This is a genomic window from Mycobacterium sp. P7213 (assembly GCF_900604305.1).
Classification (GTDB): domain Bacteria; phylum Actinomycetota; class Actinomycetes; order Mycobacteriales; family Mycobacteriaceae; genus Mycobacterium.
Window position 1 is genome coordinate 69,448 of the sequence record NZ_UWOA01000002.1, and the last position, 17,551, is coordinate 86,998.

Sequence of the window (17,551 nt, forward strand, 5' to 3'; positions counted from 1 at the left end):
AACGGTGCTCCTGCGTCGCCGAACTTCCGCACCGTTGCTATCCCGGCTGAGCGATAATTCTCTGTGAACCGTCTTGGTCGAACAGTTCCTTGCTCCAACGCTCCAGGACCGCGGCGCTGTCCCAATCATCAGGGTGGAAACCCGGGCGGTTGTAGGAACGGAATCGCCGCAGCGCATCGGCGGTGAACATCGGGGTGCGACTGAAGCGGTACAGACTGCGCGCCAACGTGACCGGGTTATATGAGGCTTTGTCAGCGGCCATGGACAGGGCAGTCTGCAGAATGAGTTCGCCGAACAGAATTACTGAAGCGATCCGCATGCCCCGTACACGGGTGCGCTCGGTCCCTCCCACGAGCCGATAGACGTCGAACGCAACCGCCTTGTGCTCCGACTCCTCGAAGGCATGCCACAGCAGAATCGGTCGAACCTCTGTCTGTCCGATGAGCTTCTGGGCGTCTTCGCTGGTAAGAATGATCTCTGCCAGCGTAGCGGTGTAGTGCTCCAACGCGGAGGTCATGGACAGCCGCATTTCCGGCGAAAAGCGCCGTTCCAATCGCTTGATCAGGCGTGCGACATGACGGTCGATTCGCGCCGTCGGATACCCCATGACCTGGAGTCGCTCGTTGAGGAGACGATGCTGGTGTCGATGTGTGGCCTCTTGTCCGATGAAACCCTTGACCGCTGTATCTAATTGGGGATCGTCGATGGAGCGCTGGAAGTTCCTGACCGAGCGAATGAAGAAATCCTCGCCTTCCGGGAACGTCGCAGAAAGCACCGAGATGAAATGGCTCATCACCAGGTCGCCATCCACGAAGTGTTGCCGCTTCTTGGAGGTCGGCATCGGAAAACGAACACGCCTGGGTTTTGGCAGCACGCGGGTCCTGGTCCGGGCTTGATCTTCCGACATGTGAGGTCCTTCCTCGAAGTTGCATCTGACTTTATGCCTTGTCAGATAAGACTGCCAGACTGTAGGACATGAGTCCAGCACGTGTTTATGGCGGGCTGTCCGCAGCTCAACGCGATACGCAGCGCCGCGTGATGTTGATTGATGCGGCGGTCTCAATCATGGGCACCCACGGAGCTGCCGCGTGCACCGTGACCGCCGTGTGTGCGAAGTCAGGAGTGACGAGCCGGTACTTCTACCAGCAGTTTCGCGACCGAGACGCGCTCTTGCGCGCGGTATTCGCCAAGATCTCCGCCACCTTCCAGGCGGTGATAACCAGCGCCATTCCGGACGACACGGTTGCTCCTCAAGAACTCGCCTTCGCTCCGATCAAGGCCCTGGTTCAGGTGATCGAGAACGATCCCAGCATGGCCCGCATACTGTTTGTCGAATCGGGCGCAGAACCCCTCCTTCGGCAGCTGCGAAGCGAGCTGATGACCGATTTTGCGGAGCTCGTGCTCAGAGAGGCCCGCTTGCACCTCGATATACCCAGCGAGGTGCTTCAAGTCGCAGATCTCGCCGCCACCTACGGTGTCGGGGGCCTGTTCGAGATACTCCGTCGCTGGATAGACGGACAACTGAACCTCTCGACTGAAATGCTTATCGAGCACGGTGCGGGTTTTCTCGGCAGTCTCGGCCAATACACCCTCGGGCAGGCGCCTGATCAGGCCGCCCCGCGGCTTGGCCGCAGCTGACGAGACCCGATAGATTCTGACCGACCCGGATTTACACGACTCGGTTGGCTGAGGCGCATGGCGCGATGCTTGACAATCACTGCCGGCGTTCACCCGAGATCGCGACCGTAAACTCCACGTGCGTCGGGCGAGGGACTCGATACGACCTCGCAAGGGCCCACCCTGCCAGGCTGGAGGCTCACAGCGGAGGACCGTCAGTTCGATTCCCGTTGTTAGGGTCGAGAGCTATCCCTTCAGATGAAGGTCATCGACCTCGTTCTCACGGAGTCACTGCGGCTCGCTCCCGCCGGTTCCCGGTTCCCAGTGGGCGCAAGACGGTTCGCGACATCACGGGGTAACACATCCGGCCAGCGGCATGTGTGCCATCGCGCCCGCAGCCAATTCCTTCGATCGCTCGATCCGCAGCGAAGCGCACCAGCTTCGATCCATCGCCATTCGACGGAACCACGGCGCGGGAAACAAATCCGACGCCCGCCCCGCGCCGTTGTCACCTGATGTTAATTGCGGCTAACACAGCGCCTAGGAGATCGACGTCGATGCTCGCCCGAAGGGAAAATTTTGGCACAGGTCCTGCCCGATCGGGTCGACGACACCGCGCCCAGCTATCTCAAGAACCGCGAAGGACTGAGCGCACAACTCGACACCATCGCGGAGCAACTGGCGCTGGTCAACGGTGGCGGCGGCGCAAAATACGTTGCGCGCCACCGCAAGCGGGGCAAGCTACTCGTCCGCGAGCGCATCGAGCTGATGCTCGACTCCGACACAGCGTTCCTCGAACTATGCCCCTTCGCCGCCTGGGGTAGTAAGTTCCCCGTCGGCGGTAGCGTGGTGGTAGGCATCGGCGTGGTCGAGGGCATCGAGTCGATGATCATCGCCCACGACCCCACCGTCCGCGGCGGCGCATCGAACCCCTATACCTTCCGCAAGGTGTTCCGCGGCATGGCCATCGCGCGGGAGAACCGACTGCCCATCATCAACATCGTCGAGTCTGGCGGCGCCGACCTGCCCACACAGGCAGAGATCTTCGTGCCCGGCGGACAGCTGTTCCACGACTTGACACAGCACAGCGCAGCGGGGCTGCCGACACTGGCCTTGGTCTTCGGCAACTCGACCGCGGGAGGTGCGTACGTCCCGGGCATGTGCGACTACGTCGTGATGGTGCGCAACCGTTCCAAGGTGTTCCTCGGCGGTCCGCCACTGGTCAAGATGGCCACGGGGGAGGTCTCCGATGACGAATCGCTCGGCGGCGCCGACATGCACGCCCGCACCTCGGGGCTGGCCGATTACATGGCCGAGGACGAGCAGGACGCGATCCGCATCGGCCGTCGCATCATGGCGCGGCTCAACTGGCGGAAGAACGGCCCCGGACCCACCACGCCGCCGCACCCGCCGGTGCACGACCCCGATCAGCTACTCGGCATCGCCTCCGTCGATCCGAAGGTGCCCTTCGACCCCCGCGACGTGATCGCCCGAGTGGTCGACGGGTCGGCCTTCGACGAGTTCAAACCTCTCTACGGCACCTCACTCGTCACTGGCTGGGCCTCGATCCACGGCTTCCCGGTCGGCATCCTCGCAAACGCACGCGGCATCCTGTTCAGTGAGGAGGCCGAGAAGGGTTCGCAGTTCATCCAACTGGCAAATCAGATCGACACCCCCCTCATCTTCCTTCAGAACACCACCGGTTTCATGGTCGGTGCCGAGTACGAGCAGGGCGGCATCATCAAGGACGGCGCCAAGATGATCAACGCCGTATCAAACAGCACAGTCCCGCACGTGACCATCACCATGGGTGCGTCCTACGGTGCCGGGAACTACGGCATGTGCGGGCGGTCGTACTCACCGCGTTTCCTATTCGCTTGGCCTAACTCGAAGTCGGCCGTGATGGGTCCGGCGCAACTGGCCGGAGTGTTGTCCATCGTGGCGCGCGAGTCCGCCGCCGACCGCGGGCTGCCCTTCGACGAGGAGGCCGACGTCCAGATGCGCGCCGCTGTCGAGGAACAGATCGAGCGCGAATCCGTCGCACTGGCCAACAGCGGCCGCCTTTACGACGACGGGATCATTGATCCCCGCGACACGCGGACCGTTCTCGGGTTCTGCCTGTCTGTGATCCACAACGGCGAGGTCCGTGGCCAGCGTGGCTACGGCGTGTTCCGGATGTGATGGCGATGCCCAAGATCCGCAAGGTCCTGGTCGCCAACCGTGGCGAGATCGCGCGGCGGGTGTTCCGCACTTGCCGCGACCTCGGGATCGCCACCGTGGCGGTCTATTCCGACGCCGACGCCGACGCGTGGCACGTCGCCGACGCCGACGAGGCCGTGCACCTTCCCGGCTCGTCTGCCGCCGAGACGTACCTCGACATCCACCGGATCATCGCCGCTGCCTCGCTCACCGGCGCGGACGCAGTACACCCCGGCTACGGCTTCCTTTCGGAAGACGCCGGGTTCGCGCGTGCCTGTGTCGCCGCCGACCTCGTCTTCATCGGTCCGCCGCCCGGGGCGATCGACGCGATGGGCTCGAAGCTGCAGGCCAAGAAGATGATGTCCGACGCGGGGGTGCCTGTGCTGCCCGGTGGCGACACGACGGGGCTGTCGGCCGAGCAGCTGGCGAAGCTGGCCGCCGACGTCGGCTACCCGGTGCTGGTCAAGGCCAGCGCCGGCGGCGGTGGCCGAGGCATGCGCGTTGCCGCGTCGCCGGACGAGCTCGACGAGGCGGTCGCCTCCGCTTCGCGTGAGGCCGCGGCCGCGTTCGCCGACGGCACCGTCTTCCTCGAGCGTCACGTCCACCGCCCGCGCCACGTCGAGATCCAGGTCATGGCCGACACGCACGGAAACGTCGTGTCTCTGTTCGAGCGCGAGTGCTCCGTGCAGCGTCGACACCAGAAGGTGATCGAGGAGGCGCCGTCACCGGTCGTCGACGACGCGTTGCGTGCTCGGATGAGCGAGGCCGCCATCGCCGCCGCACGCGCCGTCGGTTACGTGGGCGCCGGGACGGTCGAGTTCGTCTACGACGCCGGCCAGGACGGCAAGGGCGGCTCCTTTGCCTTCCTCGAGATGAACACCCGGCTGCAGGTCGAGCACCCGGTTACCGAGCTGATCACCGGCCTCGACCTGGTGCGTGCCCAGCTGCTCGTAGCCATGGGCCGCCCGCTGCCCGAGGAGATGCACAACCCGCGAATTCGCGGTCACGCGGTCGAGGCCCGTCTGTGCGCCGAGGATCCGGCCGACGACTACCGGCCCCACACCGGCACCCTGCGCACCATGGATGTCCCGGCGCTCGCCGGCGTGCGGGTTGACTCGGGTTTTCGTGCCGGTTCGGTCATCAGTCATTACTACGATTCGCTGCTGGCCAAGGTCATCGCGTGGGCACCAACGCGCGACGAGGCACTTGCCAGCCTCTCGGCGGCGCTGGCCGGCGCCCGTATTCACGGCGTGACCACCAATCGCAACCTGCTTGTGCGCGTCCTGCGCCATGACGAGTTCGCCGGGCGGGGCACCGACACTGGTTTCCTTGACCGACACGACGTCGCCGAACTCGGCGCTGCCCTCCGTGACACGCAGGCAGAGCGCCTGCACGCCGTCGCGGCGACCGTGGCCAGCGTGGCCGCGCGGCGTGCCGCGGCGACGGTCCAGGCCACGTTGCCCGCTGGCTGGCGCAACAACCCATCGCAATCGCAGATCACGACATGGCAGACCCAGGACGGGCGCGAAGTGCGCGTCGGGTACACGTTGCGTCTGACGGACACCTGCCTGCGCGTCGATGACGAGGCGTTGGCCGACGTCGAGCTTGTCGCCGGCAGCAGCGAGCGTGTTGTGCTGCGCGTGAACGGCATGCGCCGCGCCTACGACATAGTCCTCGACCGCGATATCGCCCACGTCGACTCGGTCGCCGGCTACTCCGCCCTGCGGCTGGCGCCACGCTTCGTCGACCCGAGCGCTCTGCACCCGCCCGGGTCGCTCACCGCGCCGATGCCGGGTTCAGTGGTCCGACTGCCGGTCGCCGAGGGCGAGACGGTCTCGGCGGGCCAAACCCTAGTCGTCCTGGAGGCGATGAAGATGGAGCACACCGTCGCGAGCCCGATTGACGGGGTGCTGAGCGCCCTGCCGGTCCAGGTCGGCCATCAGGTCTCGAGCGGTGACGTCCTCGCCGTGGTCGAGGCGGTGGACGGCGGTGAAGTGGCGTCGGACGCCACGGAGCTCTAATGAAGCCGGCGCGCTCCCGATCGGTGGCGCGTCGATACCGATGTGAGGAGTGTCATGGAATTGCACGAGACAGAGGAACGTCAGGACCTGCGCAAGGCGGTCGCCGAGATCGCCAAGGACTTCGGACACGAGTACTACCTGGAAAAGTCGCTGGCCGGCGGGAAGAGCACCGAGCTGTGGCAGGCCGTGGGCAAACAGGGCTTCCTCGGGGTGAACCTTTCCGAGCAGTACGGCGGCGGCGGCGGCGGCATCTACGACATGCAGATCGTCGGTGAGGAGCTCGCCGCGGCGGGCTGCCCGCTGCTGATGACCGTCGTCTCGCCGACCATCTGCGGCACGATCATCCAGGCATTCGGCAGTGAGGAACTCAAGCAGCAGTGGCTGCCGGGCATCGCCAGCGGCGAGACGATCATGGCCTTCGCGATCACCGAGCCGGACGCGGGCTCGAACTCGCACAACATCTCCACGACCGCGAAACGCGACGGTGACGACTGGGTCATCAACGGCACCAAGTACTACATTTCTGGCGTCGATGAAGCCGAAGCGATCCTGGTGGTCACCCGAACGTCTACCAACGACAGTGGTCGCGGACTACTCAGCCTGCTCGTCGTGCCCACCGATGTCCCCGGGCTAACCAAGTCACTCATCCCGGTGCAGGCGGTCACTCCAGAGAAGCAGTTCACTCTATTCTTCGATGACGTCCGCGTGCCGGCCGCCAACCTTATCGGCACGGAGAACGAGGGCCTGCGCCAGGTCTTCATGGGCCTGAACCCGGAGCGAATCATGGGGGCGGCGCTCGGCAACGGCATCGGTCGCTACGCGCTGGATAAAGCCGCCGATTACGCCCGCAAGCGCCACGTGTGGGGAGCGCCGATCGGCTCGCACCAGGGCGTATCGCACCCGCTCGCCCACGCCAAGATCCAGGTTGAGCTGGCCCGGTTGATGACTCAGCGTGCCGCCTCCCTGCACGACGCCGGCGATCCGGGGTCGGGTGAGGCGTCGAACATGGCGAAATACGCCGCAGCCGAGGCGGGCATCCTGGCGCTCGACCAGGCGATTCAGACCCACGGCGGCAACGGCATGGCCACCGAGTACGGCCTCGCCACGTTGTGGGGTCCGGCCCGGCTCATGCGCACCGCGCCGATCAGCCGCGAAATGATCCTCAACTTCGTGGCGCAGCACAGCCTGAAACTGCCCGCGTCCTACTGAGTCGCCGCGGAATGAAAGGGAATCGCATGCAACTCGGCATCGGTCAGTGGGTGACCCGGCGCGCCTTCCTCAACGGCGGGCGCACCGCGTTGATCAGCAACGGCGCGCACATCACCTACGCCGACCTCGATCGGCGCACCAACCAGGTCGCCGCCGCACTCATCGCCCTCGGCGTGCGCAGGGGCGATCGGGTCGCGATGCTGCTGGTCAATTCGACCGAGTTCATCGAGGTGCTGCTGGGCTGCGCCAAAATCGGCGCACTTGCAGTTCCGCTCAACGTGCGCCTTGCCGGACCCGAGATCGGCTACATCCTGGCCGACTCAGGCGCCGATGTTCTGGTCTTTTATGAGCCGTTGGCCGCGCAGGCCAGGAGCGCCGTCACCGAGTCCGGAGTCCGCGTGCGCCATGTCGTGCGCGCCGGTGGGGTGCCGGCGCCGGGCGAGCTCGGCTACGAAGACGTCGTCTCGGGCGCCGCGCCCGAACCGCTCAACGGTGACGTCGACGGCCGCGACCCCGCGTTCATCATGTACACGTCGGGGACGACGGGACGACCCAAGGGCGCGATCCTCACCCACGACAACCTGCTATGGAACGCGATCAACGTCCTCGGCACCGACATCGGCCTGCGGGGCGAGGACGTCACCGTCGCGGTGGCGCCGATGTTCCACATCGGCGGGCTGGGAGTACACACCCTGCCGCTGCTCTACGTGGGCGGCACCAGCGTCATCATGCCGTCCTTCGAGCCGCGAGCTACGCTGCAGGCGATGGCCGACCACCACGTCACGGTTCAGTTCATGGTGCCGGCCATGTGGACCGCTCTCACACAGGTGTCCGACTTCGACTCCTTCAACCTGTCTGCGCTGCGTTTCGCCATGGGCGGCGGGTCGCCCGTCCCCCTCACGGTCATCGACTTCATGCGCGAGCGAGGCGTGCCCTTCACCGAGGGCTTCGGCATGACCGAGACCGCTCCCCTGGTGACCGTCCTCGACGCCGAGAACATCAGCACGCGGGCCGGGTCGATCGGCCGCGTCGCAATGCATGTCGACGCCCGCATCGTCGACGACGACGACCGCGACGTCGCGACCGACACCGTGGGCGAACTGATCGTGCGCGGCCCGAATGTGTTCACCGGCTACTGGCTGAAGGCCGAGGCGAGCGCCGAGGCGTTACGCGGGGGCTGGTTCCACACGGGCGACCTCGGGCGCATGGACGCCGAGGGCTTCATCACCCTCGTCGACCGCAAGAAGGACATGATCATCTCCGGCGGCGAGAACGTCTACCCGATCGAGGTCGAGCAAGTTCTCTTCCGCCACCCGGCGGTACTCGACGCCGCCGTGATCGGCGGCAAGGACTCAAAGTGGGGCGAACGCGTCGTCGCGATCGTCGTCGCCGACCCGGCAACACAGGCACCGAGCGCCGAGGAGATCGTGGCGTGGTGCCGGGAGCGGCTGGCGCACTTCAAGTGTCCGCGGGACGTGCACTTCGTCGCCGAACTGCCGCGCAACGCCACTGGCAAGCTGCTCAAGACCGAGCTGCGCGCGCAGTTCACGGGCATCGAGGGCGGAGTCGTTTTGCGCTGAGTCGTGCCGCTGCAATCGCGGGTTCGAAGCAGAGCCCCTAAATCATGAACTGAGAAGAGGATGCGACAGCATCGGGGGGGCTAGCGGTTTCGTTCACCTCCCTCGATGTGGTGCGCGGGCGCCGACGCAGGCAACGCCAGCGTCGGTAGGATCCCAGCCCAGCGGGTCGGACGGCGAACAACGTCAACCACAAATTGACAGGAGGACAGAAAGTGGCCGGTTTGCGCCGCAAACTGCTCCTCGAGGCCGCCGCCGACCTGTTCGCGCGGCAAGGCTTTCACGCCGTGGGCATCGACGACATCGGTGCCGCAGCAGGGGTGAGCGGGCCGGCCGTCTACCGGCACTTTCAGAACAAGGACGCGATCCTGCGCGAGTTATGCGACGCCGCGATGACTGAGCTGCTGGCCGGCGCCCGGCGTGCCACCACCGCCGGCACACCGACGGAGGTCCTGCACGCCCTTGTCGACCTACATGCGGCCTTCGGCGCGCGACGACGCGGCCTGTTGGCCGTCTACGCCCGCGAGCACCGCTCGCTGTCGCCGCTGGCGACCCGTGCCCTGCGACGCCGACAGCACAGCTACGAGTCTTTCTGGGTCGACGCGCTCGTACGAGCACGGGGCGATCTGGACCGTGAGCGCGCACAGGGCCTGGTCGCCGCCGTGCTGTCATTGCTCAACGCGTCCGCGCACATGCCGGCGTCGCTGGACGACGCGACGATTGAGGCGATGCTGGCCGCCGCGGCCGTTGCGGCACTGTTCAGCGGCGCGCCGTGACCGGATTCGCGTGGCGGTCGGCTGAGTCGAGTCCCTTCAGGAGTTGAAGCCGCCCCAGCATTGCACGACCTATCCGCTGACGTAGTCGATTCGGGTTACACAGCAAGGTAGACGGCGCCCCGCACCGGATTCAGTGTGTGTCGAGCAGCGACTGGGGAATATCCACCATGCGGGACCGGGCGTATTCCCCGAGCCCCTTGGCCTGCGCGTCCAGCCGGGTCGAGGAGGCCACCCCGTCACCGAGCAAGCCGTGCACCACCACGTTGAGGGCGCGCAGGTTCGGCAGTTCGAAGCGTTCGATGCGCAGGTGCGCCGTCTCCGGCCCGAGCAGTGTGCGCAGCCGCTCGACGCTGAGGTAGTCGCGCGCCCACGCGTACCCAGGGTCATCCCGTGCCCACAGGCCGAGGTTAGCGTTGCCGCCCTTGTCTCCGGACCGCGCGCCGAGTACCGACCCGAGCGGCGCGCGACGTGTCGGCCCGGACGGCACCGGCAGCTTCGCGGGCGGGGCGATCCCAGCCGGCGGGACGGCACCGGTCGGCGGGTCGGGGATCTCGCGCCGTGTGCCGTCGGCGTCGACGAGTACGTGCGTGAGAGCCGAGCGCGCTACGTAGGCCGGTCGGTAGACGCCGAAGGCGGTCTCCGAGGACGGTGGCGTGGTGGCGTGGAAGCCGGCGAAACCAGCCAGGGCGATCTCCATGCCCCCCCCCCCCCGGAGAAGGCTCGGCCCACCTTGCGCGGGTCGGCGTCCTTCACCGTCACACGCAGGTGCGCGCAGGCTTGCTCGTTCGTCGGTGCGTCGGAGACGTCGAAACGCAACAGCCTCACGTCGACTTCGTCGAAGGCGTCGCGTCCGCCGAGAACGTCGAAGAGCTGCTGTTCGGCGAAAGCCGCCTTGGCCTCGATGTCGAGGCCGGTGAGCACCATGGTCATCGTGTTACGGAAGCCGCCCACCTCATTCAGCGCCACCTTCAACGTGTCCGGCGGCGGACTGCCTTTCGTACCGCTGATCGCGACGCGGTGCTCACCCTGTTGAGCCAGCCGGATGGTGTCGAAGTGGGCGACGACGTCGGGGCCGAGGTAGGCAGGTTCAGCGATCTCGTAGAGCAGCTGGGCGGTGACCGTGCCGACTGAGACCAGTCCCCCGGTGCCGGGATGCTTCGTGATCACCGAAGAGCCGTCCTCGGCGACCTCGGCGATCGGAAACCCCGGGTAGCGGCGGTCGGTGATCTCGTCGAGGAACGCGTAGTTGCCGCCCGTCGCCTGAGGGCCGCACTCGATCACGTGCCCGGCGACGACCGCGCCCGCGAGCCGATCCCAGTCGGCGGGTGCCCAGGCGTGCCACCAGGCGGCTGGACCGACGACCAGGGATGCGTCGGTGACCCGGCCGGTCACGACGACGTCGGCGCCCGAGCGCAGCGCCTCGGTGATGCCCCAGGCGCCGAGGTAGGCGTTGGCCGATACCGGTTTGATGTCGCCGACGGGCGGCGTGATTGCGTGGAGGTCGCCACGTAGGTCGTCGCCCTCGACGTGCGCGACGCGCGCGGTGAGGCCGAGACGTGCGGACAGCTCGCGCAACGCGGCGGCCAAGCCGGCGGGATTCAGCCCGCCCGCGTTCGCGACGACCTTGATGCCACGATCGAGACAGGTGCCCAGCACCTGTTCCATTTGGGTGAGGAAAGTCCGCGCGTACCCGCCGGACGGGTCTTTAGCCTGGGCCTTGGCCAGGATGAGCATGGTCAGCTCGGCCAGATAGTCACCGCACAGGACGTCGATCGGTCCGCCCTCGACCATCTCGCGGGCTGCGGCGATGCGGTCGCCGTAAAAGCCGGAACAGTTGCCGATGCGGACCGGGACGCTCACCGCTGACCCCCTGCGAACTGGCCCGCCACGCGTCCGCCGCCAGGGGGCCCCGCGAAGGCCTGGGCGATCGCGAGCCACTGGTCGGCCAGCGGGCCGTCGGCGACCAAAGCGGTGTCGTCGCGGTGGCGGCGTTGGGTGACCAACAGGCAAAAGTCGAGCGCCGGCCCGCTCACGTGGTTGGTGGCGTCGGCTGGCCCCCACGTCCAGACGCTGCCGTCCGGAGCGGTCAGCTCAACGCGTACCGGGTCCGCGGGCAGGTCCAGACCGTTGGCCAGGTAGCTGAACGCGCGCGCACCCACCCCGATGTGGGCTACGTGACGCAGCCGTGCCGTGGCCGCGCGGGTCGCGCCGAGCGCGTCGACGACGTCCTGGCCGTGCGCCCAGGTCTCCATGAGTCGCGCTGTCAGCGACGAGACCGCGCTCATCGGCGGCCCGAACCACGGCAGGCGGGTCGCCGGGTCAATGTCCGCGAACGCCGCAACGAGGGCTGCACGCGACGTGTCGAACCACGCGAGCAGGTCGGCAGCCGGCATCTGACGGTAGCGCTCGGCGATGACGTCGGGTGAGATGCTTCCGTCGGCCATCGGCAGGTAGTCGCTGCTGAACCCGTCGGGGTCGGTGGCCGAGCGCACCGCCACGTCGTCGAAGAACGCCAGATGGCTGATCTGGTCGCGGATCGTCCAGCCCACGGCCGGAGTCGGCGCGCCCCAGCCGCGCGGACCTTCGGGCAGCGGCGCGACCAATCCGCGTAGGGCTGCCGTCTCCGCTTCGATGTCGGCGATGACCGGCTGCATGCTCACCGCCACGTCAACATCCCTTCCACTGCGGCGCGCGCTTCTCGCGGAACGCCCTCGGGCCTTCCTGCGCGTCGTCGCTCAGATAGACCGGCTCCCAGATCTCGTCGGCCAGGTCGTACGCGGCGGCGAGGTGGTGCTGTGCCGAGAGGTGCACGGTGCGCTTGGACGCGAGCACCGATAGCGGAGCGTTCGCGGCGATGCTGAGCGCCAACCGCTGGGTACGCTCGCGCAACTGATCGGCCGGCACCACCTCGTTGACCAAGCCGACCTGGTGGGCGCGCTCGGCGGTGATCGGGTCGCCGGTAAGCAGGATCTGCATGGCAACGCGTGGGGGCACCAGCCACGACAGCGGTGTTGCCCACGGCGAACCGCGGCCGACCTTGACCTCGCTGACGGCGAAGGTCGCGTGTTCGGCAGCCACGACCAGGTCGCACTGCTGCGCGAGCAGGAAGCCCCCGGCGAACGCGACACCGTTGACGGCCGCGATCGTCGGCTTCGCGACGTCGATGTTGCGGCCGAACTGCGGAGCGAAGTCCTTCGGGGGCACCTTGAGCGCGTTCTGCGCCATCTCCTTCAAGTCCCCGCCGGCGCAGAACGCCTTATCGCCCGCGCCGGTGAGGACGAGCACCTTCGCCGCGTCGTCGTCGTTGAAGCGGCGTACCGCGTCGAAAAGTCCCGTGCGCACAGCGTTGTTGAGCGCGTTGCGCGCCTCGGGCCGGTTGATCGTGAGCCACGCGACGCTGTCGACGACCTCGTAGCGAATCGGTTGCTCGGCCACCGAGCCTCCGTCCCTCACCGTCGCCTCGCATGTGAGTGGCAGTTCACCCGGGCACCTCGACGAACGGGTCGGCCAGCTCAACGGTGGCTTCACTCGGTACGCAGGGACCGTCCTCGCTCGAGACGAGCAGTTCAAGGTCGACGAGGCGCCGTCCGCCATCGTCGCGTTTGGCCACGACATTGCCGCTCAGGGTCGCGGTCTGGCCCGGGTAGATCGACCGGATCATTGAGATTTTGCGGCGTCGGATGAGCGCGTCGGGTCCGGCCCATTCGTTGAGGCCGCGGTCGATGAAGCCATGGAAGAAGAGGGTTGACAGGTAGATCGTGCGCTGGCCCTGGCTGCGCGCATAGTCGGGGTCGTGGTGACCGGGGAACCAGTCCCATGTCGAAGCCGCGTTCATGCAGATGCGCTTGTAGCTGATCTCGATCGAGAGGGGCGTCATGGTGTCGCCGACGGCGATGTCCTCGAACCGCACGGGGAAGCGGACCATGCTGTGCTCGGTGGATTCGTTCATGATGCGCCTTCACTATCGGCGGTGTCGTATCGGAAGAGCACGTTGGTGTTGCGGCCGATGACCTCACCGTGCTGGTCGGAGAAGGTGCTCACCGTGGTGATGAACACGCCGGTGCCCACCCGCGTCGTCTTCGGCTCGGAGATCGAGGCGATCTCCTCCACGATCGACACGTGATCGCCTACCCGGGGCCGGCGTTCGAACTCGGTCGTCGTTGAGGCGTTGATGATGTGGTGGCCGGGCAACGGGACGCTGAGCGCGAACATCATGTCGGCACGCGCTAGGTACTCGGGCACCCACTGCGGCGCGAAGCCGAGGGTCATCAGCAGTCCGGGCGGGCAGTCCTCACCCTCCCAGTAGCGGGGGTTCGCGTCCTCGACGAGCGAGCAGTAGTACAACACCATCGAGCGGTCGATCGGGAACCACGCACGCCGCGGTTCGGAGCGATGACCGACCCACGCTTGGCCTTCGTCGAAGGTCCCGAACGTCATGCCCAGGCCGGTGACGTCGCTCGTTGGCGCGCTCACCGGGCCACCTGCACGACGGCGCTCCCCTTTATCGCGGGTTCGCCGGTCTGGCGCGTGACCACAAGTTCGAGGTCGGCCACCTGCTGCCCTCCGGCCTCGCGCACGCCGGTGACCGTGCCGGCGAAGCTGAGCAGGTCACCAGGCCATACCTGACCGGTGAAACGGATGCGGAACGAGCGGATGTAGGCCAGGCCTACCCAGGCGGTCAGCCGCTGGGCGAGCAAGCCGCCGTGCAGGAGTCCCATGCCGAACACACCGGGCATGCCGGCCGCGCGGGCGAACTCTTCGTCGTGGTGGATCGGGTTGAAGTCGCCGCCGGCGCCGGCGTAGCGGACGATGTGCGAGCGCGTCAGCGGGCCGAACTGTGAGGTCGGCATCTCGTCGCCAGCGGCCAACGCCACCGGTGCGGAGGATGTCGTCATTGGGTGGAGCCTCCGGTTTCGATCAAGACGTCGGTCTGGCGCACGACGAGCTCGTCGCGCTGATTGGTGAAGTCGGTCTCGATCGTGACCATTGTCATGGTGCCGCCGCGCTTGCCCTCACGGCTGGTCACGTTCGACACCCGGCGCGTCTCGGTGAGCTCGTCACCGACGAACACCGGCGCGAAATACTCCCAGCCGCACTCGCCATGCAGTACGCGGCGCAGGTCGAGGCCGAGGCCGCCGAACATGTCGTCGTCTGCGCGCCAGTGAGCCGAGGAGACGACGAAGGTCGGCGGAGCGGGGATCGCGCTGAAGCCGGCGGCCCGGGCGGCTGCGGCGTCCTGGTAGATCGGGTCGTGGTCGTCGAGGGAAATCGCGAACTCGCGCACTTTGGACCGGTCGACGGGAAATTTGGTGCTCCCGAGTTGCGTCCCGATAAGCGAGGCGTCAGCCACTCTGGTCACCTTTCCCGCTGGCGAGAGCCGGCGCACAATCGCGGATGAGGTCGCCGAGGTTCTCGGCGATGCGTTCGGGTGCGACCCCTATCGAGGGCGAGTAGAGAATGATGTGATCCAGCACGCCCTCGTAGCGGCGCAGCCCGTCGCGGACCTCGGCGGCGGTACCGGCCACGGCCATCGCGTCGATCATGTCGTCGGTGACGGCTGCGAACATGGCCGGCAGGTCGCGCCGTGCGAACGCCTCGCGAATCGCCGCCCCCTGCCTGGCGAAGCCGCTCACATCGAGAACGTGCTCGTAGGTCTTCACCGAGGAGTAGAACGCGATCTGCTGCGCGGCCTCACGACGCGCGATCTGCGGGTCGTCGTGCACCGCGCAGATGACCATCGAGACGATCTCAACGTCGGCGGGATCGCGTCCGGCTCGCTCCGCACCGCGCACGACGGCTGGGCGGGCGACCTCCTCGACGTAAGCCGTGGTGAAAAGCGGATGACCAGCCAACCCGTCGGCCACGCGCCCGGCCACCTCGCACATCCGCGGACGCACGCCCGCGGTGATGATCGGGATCGCTCGCTTCGGCGGCGCGACGTCGCCGGTCGGGACGAGATTCATCCGGTAGAAGCGCCCCTCGTGGTGCACGGGGCCCTCGTGCAGGTTCCAGATCCGACGCACGAGCGGGACCAGCTCCTCCATGCGCAGAGCGGGAGCGGAGGTGTCCTCCACGCCGTGCCAGTCGCTCATCATGCGGCGTGTGCCGTTGCCGAGCCCGAGCACGACGCGCCCGCCGGAAAGCTCGTCGAGGTCAAGCGCCTCTGTGGCGAGCACGAGCGGGCTGCGCCCGACGCCATACAGGATCGACGACCCGATGCGGCAGCGCTTTGTGCGCGCGGCCATCGCGGCCATCGAGATCGAGCCGGAGCGTGAGTAGAACTCCGAGGCCCAGGCGGCGTCGAAGCCGGCGAGGTCGGCAGCCTCGGCCGTATCGACAAGGGTGGCCAAGTCCCGGCCGAGCACCGAGACGCCGTACGTGCTCACGACGCCGCCGGCCCGAATCGGACCAGCCCAAGGTCCTCGTTCACCCGCTCGAACACTGCGCGCACTCGCGCGCCGATGACGACGTCATCGGGGGCTACGCCCTCGAGACTGGCCAACAACTGCGGCCCCTCGTCCAGACGAACGAGCACGACGACGTACGGCGCGCTGCGCGGGAACGAGTCCCACGGGGCGCGGTACACCTGCGCGAAACTGACGATCTCACCAGTACCCGCCGCGGTCTCCCAGGCCAACTCACCGTCATGGCAGACGGGACACACCAGCCGCGGGTAGAGGAACGGGTGGCCGTTCGCGCACCGCTGGAAGACGAGTACGCCGCGGGCCGCTGCTGCGAAGTAGGGACCGTTGACATCGGTCAGCGGCGGCAGCGCCTCAGGATCGTGCAGACCGTCGAGGGAACTCGAAGCTGCGGTCATGACGCTCCCTCCATCACCATGCTGACGTGACTGCACAGCATCGAGCCGTAGCTGTGCACGAACGCGGTGTCCGCCCCTAAGACCTGACGGCCCTCGGCGCGACCGGACAGCTGCCAGTAACCCTCAAGGATCTGCGAAATGCCAGAGGAGGTCCCGGTGTGCCCGAACCGGATCAGGCCGCCGTCGGTGTTCACCGGAAGGTCGCCGCCCGGATCGGCGCGGCCGTCACGGTAGAAATCGCCTGCCCCGCCGGGCTTCACGAAACCCGCCTCCTCAAGGATCATCGCGGGGTTGGAGGCGAAGGCGTCGTAGAGCAAGGCGATGTCGATGTCGGCCGGCGCCCGTCCGGAGCGCTCGAAGGCCATCGGACCCGAACGGGCGGCTCCGGTACGACCCGGCCGGGCCAGCGAGGTCAGGAAGCCGTGGGTGTGACCCTCTCCGAAGCCGAGCAGGTGGACCGGTCGGTGCTTGCCCGCGCGAGCCCGGCGGGAAGAGCCCAGCACGAGCGCGCCACCGCCCTCGCAGGGAATCGAGCAGTGGTAGAAGTGGAACGGCCCGGCGATCGGGCGGGACGCCAGCACGTCCTCCACACTCAGGCGTTGTGAGCGGTGCGCGATCGCCGCGGGATTCAGCGCGGCCCACCGGTCCTGCGACGCGGTGACCTCGGCGATGTCCGCCTTGCCCTGTCCTGTCTCGTGCATCCAGGCCTGCGCGATCAAGCCGTACAGCGCCGGCACGGACGGTCCGTAGGGCATCTCGAACGCATGGTCGCATACCAGCGCCATCAGTTCGCGCCCGCCATCGCGGATCGGTGGAAACTTGCCCGCCGACACCACCAGCACCGTATCGGCCTCGCCTCGGGCGATGACGTTACTCGCCATGCGCGTCATGGCCAGATGGGTCCCGCCGCCAAGCTGACAGGTCATCTGAAGTTTCAGGTTGTGCAGCCCGAGGTAGTCCATGAGGTCCTCGGACAGGAAGACCGAGCCCTCGTTCGTCATCGGCCCGGCACACACGAGACCGTCGACCTCGTCTGGGGCCACCCCTGCGTCGGCGAGAGCCGCGACCGCGGCGCGCACATGCAATTCAGTGGAGGTGTACGGAACGTTTTTTCCGGGAGTGAGTTCGGCGGCACCGATGATGGCCGGCTGGTCGTGTGGCATCCACGCTCCTCTCGACCGCGCGTTCAGCGCCGGTCCCGATGTGAACGACGGTTAGCATAGCGTGCCCAGCGGCCCGGGTCACCCCCCGGCCGCACTCGCCGCTGGCGCGGGATGAATAATCTGGAATTCCGTTGCGCCTCTTCCCAAGAGGGCGCCGGGATGACCGAAT

16 protein-coding genes and 1 pseudogene are annotated in these 17,551 nt (G+C 67.2%); 6 read left to right on the forward strand and 11 right to left on the reverse strand.

Going from position 1 to position 17,551, the window contains the following annotated elements:
- Positions 1-37 precede the first annotated feature (37 nt).
- Positions 38-907: a metal-dependent hydrolase gene (locus EJK91_RS01485; protein WP_125078078.1), complete on the reverse strand. Its 870-nt coding sequence runs from the start codon at positions 905-907 to the stop codon at positions 38-40.
- Positions 908-975: 68 nt separating this feature from the next.
- Here EJK91_RS01485 and EJK91_RS01490 point away from each other — a divergent pair, with 68 nt between their 5' ends.
- From EJK91_RS01490 to EJK91_RS01520, 6 genes are all read left to right on the forward strand, one after another.
- A complete protein-coding gene (locus EJK91_RS01490; RefSeq protein ID WP_125078079.1) occupies positions 976-1,638 on the forward strand; it encodes a TetR/AcrR family transcriptional regulator in 663 nt (220 codons plus the stop codon).
- A gap of 558 nt (positions 1,639-2,196) precedes the next feature.
- Complete coding sequence (locus tag EJK91_RS01500; protein ID WP_125078080.1) at positions 2,197-3,798, forward strand: acyl-CoA carboxylase subunit beta; 1,602 nt, start codon at positions 2,197-2,199, stop codon at positions 3,796-3,798.
- A gap of 5 nt (positions 3,799-3,803) precedes the next feature.
- Entirely contained in the window at positions 3,804-5,837 is a 2,034-nt protein-coding gene (locus EJK91_RS01505) for an ATP-binding protein (RefSeq protein WP_206430378.1), read from the forward strand.
- A 54-nt stretch (positions 5,838-5,891) separates the two neighbouring features.
- Positions 5,892-7,046 carry an acyl-CoA dehydrogenase family protein gene (locus EJK91_RS01510; protein ID WP_125078082.1) on the forward strand — a complete coding sequence of 385 codons (1,155 nt, stop codon included), beginning with the start codon at positions 5,892-5,894 and terminating at the stop codon, positions 7,044-7,046.
- Positions 7,047-7,072: 26 nt separating this feature from the next.
- Positions 7,073-8,626: an acyl-CoA synthetase gene (locus tag EJK91_RS01515; RefSeq protein ID WP_125078083.1), complete on the forward strand. Its 1,554-nt coding sequence runs from the start codon at positions 7,073-7,075 to the stop codon at positions 8,624-8,626.
- 212 nt (positions 8,627-8,838) lie between these two features.
- On the forward strand, positions 8,839-9,399 hold the full coding sequence (locus tag EJK91_RS01520; RefSeq protein ID WP_125078084.1) for a TetR/AcrR family transcriptional regulator: 561 nt from the start codon (positions 8,839-8,841) through the stop codon (positions 9,397-9,399).
- 130 nt (positions 9,400-9,529) lie between these two features.
- On the opposite strand, the pseudogene EJK91_RS01525 reads toward EJK91_RS01520, so the two are convergent.
- From EJK91_RS01525 to EJK91_RS01570, 10 genes and pseudogenes are all read right to left on the reverse strand, one after another.
- Positions 9,530-11,259, reverse strand: a pseudogene (locus tag EJK91_RS01525) (acyclic terpene utilization AtuA family protein).
- On the reverse strand, positions 11,256-12,065 hold the full coding sequence (locus EJK91_RS01530; RefSeq protein ID WP_125078085.1) for a TIGR03084 family metal-binding protein: 810 nt from the start codon (positions 12,063-12,065) through the stop codon (positions 11,256-11,258). Before EJK91_RS01530 ends, EJK91_RS01525 begins: the two are co-directional and overlap by 4 nt.
- 1 nt (position 12,066) lies before the next feature.
- Positions 12,067-12,834, reverse strand: a complete 768-nt coding sequence (locus EJK91_RS01535) for an enoyl-CoA hydratase/isomerase family protein (protein ID WP_085149416.1) — start codon at positions 12,832-12,834, stop codon at positions 12,067-12,069.
- 43 nt (positions 12,835-12,877) lie between these two features.
- On the reverse strand, positions 12,878-13,348 hold the full coding sequence (locus EJK91_RS01540; protein WP_125078086.1) for a MaoC/PaaZ C-terminal domain-containing protein: 471 nt from the start codon (positions 13,346-13,348) through the stop codon (positions 12,878-12,880).
- The gene (locus tag EJK91_RS01545; protein ID WP_206430379.1) at positions 13,345-13,836 is read right to left on the reverse strand and encodes an FAS1-like dehydratase domain-containing protein; all 492 of its coding nucleotides are present in this window, start codon (positions 13,834-13,836) and stop codon (positions 13,345-13,347) included. The genes EJK91_RS01540 and EJK91_RS01545 overlap by 4 nt, the downstream gene beginning before the upstream one ends.
- A gap of 32 nt (positions 13,837-13,868) precedes the next feature.
- Complete coding sequence (locus EJK91_RS01550; protein WP_085149410.1) at positions 13,869-14,294, reverse strand: MaoC/PaaZ C-terminal domain-containing protein; 426 nt, start codon at positions 14,292-14,294, stop codon at positions 13,869-13,871.
- Positions 14,291-14,749 carry an FAS1-like dehydratase domain-containing protein gene (locus EJK91_RS01555; protein WP_164517851.1) on the reverse strand — a complete coding sequence of 153 codons (459 nt, stop codon included), beginning with the start codon at positions 14,747-14,749 and terminating at the stop codon, positions 14,291-14,293. Before EJK91_RS01555 ends, EJK91_RS01550 begins: the two co-directional genes overlap by 4 nt.
- Complete coding sequence (locus EJK91_RS01560; protein ID WP_125078088.1) at positions 14,742-15,785, reverse strand: LLM class flavin-dependent oxidoreductase; 1,044 nt, start codon at positions 15,783-15,785, stop codon at positions 14,742-14,744. The genes EJK91_RS01555 and EJK91_RS01560 overlap by 8 nt, the downstream gene beginning before the upstream one ends.
- Positions 15,782-16,219: a Zn-ribbon domain-containing OB-fold protein gene (locus EJK91_RS01565; RefSeq protein WP_125078089.1), complete on the reverse strand. Its 438-nt coding sequence runs from the start codon at positions 16,217-16,219 to the stop codon at positions 15,782-15,784. The genes EJK91_RS01560 and EJK91_RS01565 overlap by 4 nt, the downstream gene beginning before the upstream one ends.
- A complete protein-coding gene (locus EJK91_RS01570) occupies positions 16,216-17,382 on the reverse strand; it encodes a thiolase family protein (protein ID WP_125078090.1) in 1,167 nt (388 codons plus the stop codon). The genes EJK91_RS01565 and EJK91_RS01570 overlap by 4 nt, the downstream gene beginning before the upstream one ends.
- Positions 17,383-17,551 lie beyond the last annotated feature (169 nt).

What these genes read in the sequence shown, in the direction of transcription:
- EJK91_RS01490 (WP_125078079.1), top strand. Translation starts at nt 976, where the DNA reads ATGAGTCCAGCACGTGTTTATGGCGGGCTGTCCGCAGCTCAACGCGAT.
- EJK91_RS01485 (WP_125078078.1), bottom strand. Translation starts at nt 907, where the DNA reads ATGTCGGAAGATCAAGCCCGGACCAGGACCCGCGTGCTGCCAAAACCC.
- EJK91_RS01565 (WP_125078089.1), bottom strand. Translation starts at nt 16,219, where the DNA reads ATGACCGCAGCTTCGAGTTCCCTCGACGGTCTGCACGATCCTGAGGCG.
- EJK91_RS01550 (WP_085149410.1), bottom strand. Translation starts at nt 14,294, where the DNA reads ATGACGACATCCTCCGCACCGGTGGCGTTGGCCGCTGGCGACGAGATG.
- EJK91_RS01545 (WP_206430379.1), bottom strand. Translation starts at nt 13,836, where the DNA reads ATGACGTTCGGGACCTTCGACGAAGGCCAAGCGTGGGTCGGTCATCGC.
- EJK91_RS01505 (WP_206430378.1), top strand. Translation starts at nt 3,804, where the DNA reads ATGCCCAAGATCCGCAAGGTCCTGGTCGCCAACCGTGGCGAGATCGCG.
- EJK91_RS01540 (WP_125078086.1), bottom strand. Translation starts at nt 13,348, where the DNA reads ATGAACGAATCCACCGAGCACAGCATGGTCCGCTTCCCCGTGCGGTTC.
- EJK91_RS01570 (WP_125078090.1), bottom strand. Translation starts at nt 17,382, where the DNA reads ATGCCACACGACCAGCCGGCCATCATCGGTGCCGCCGAACTCACTCCC.
- EJK91_RS01510 (WP_125078082.1), top strand. Translation starts at nt 5,892, where the DNA reads ATGGAATTGCACGAGACAGAGGAACGTCAGGACCTGCGCAAGGCGGTC.
- EJK91_RS01515 (WP_125078083.1), top strand. Translation starts at nt 7,073, where the DNA reads ATGCAACTCGGCATCGGTCAGTGGGTGACCCGGCGCGCCTTCCTCAAC.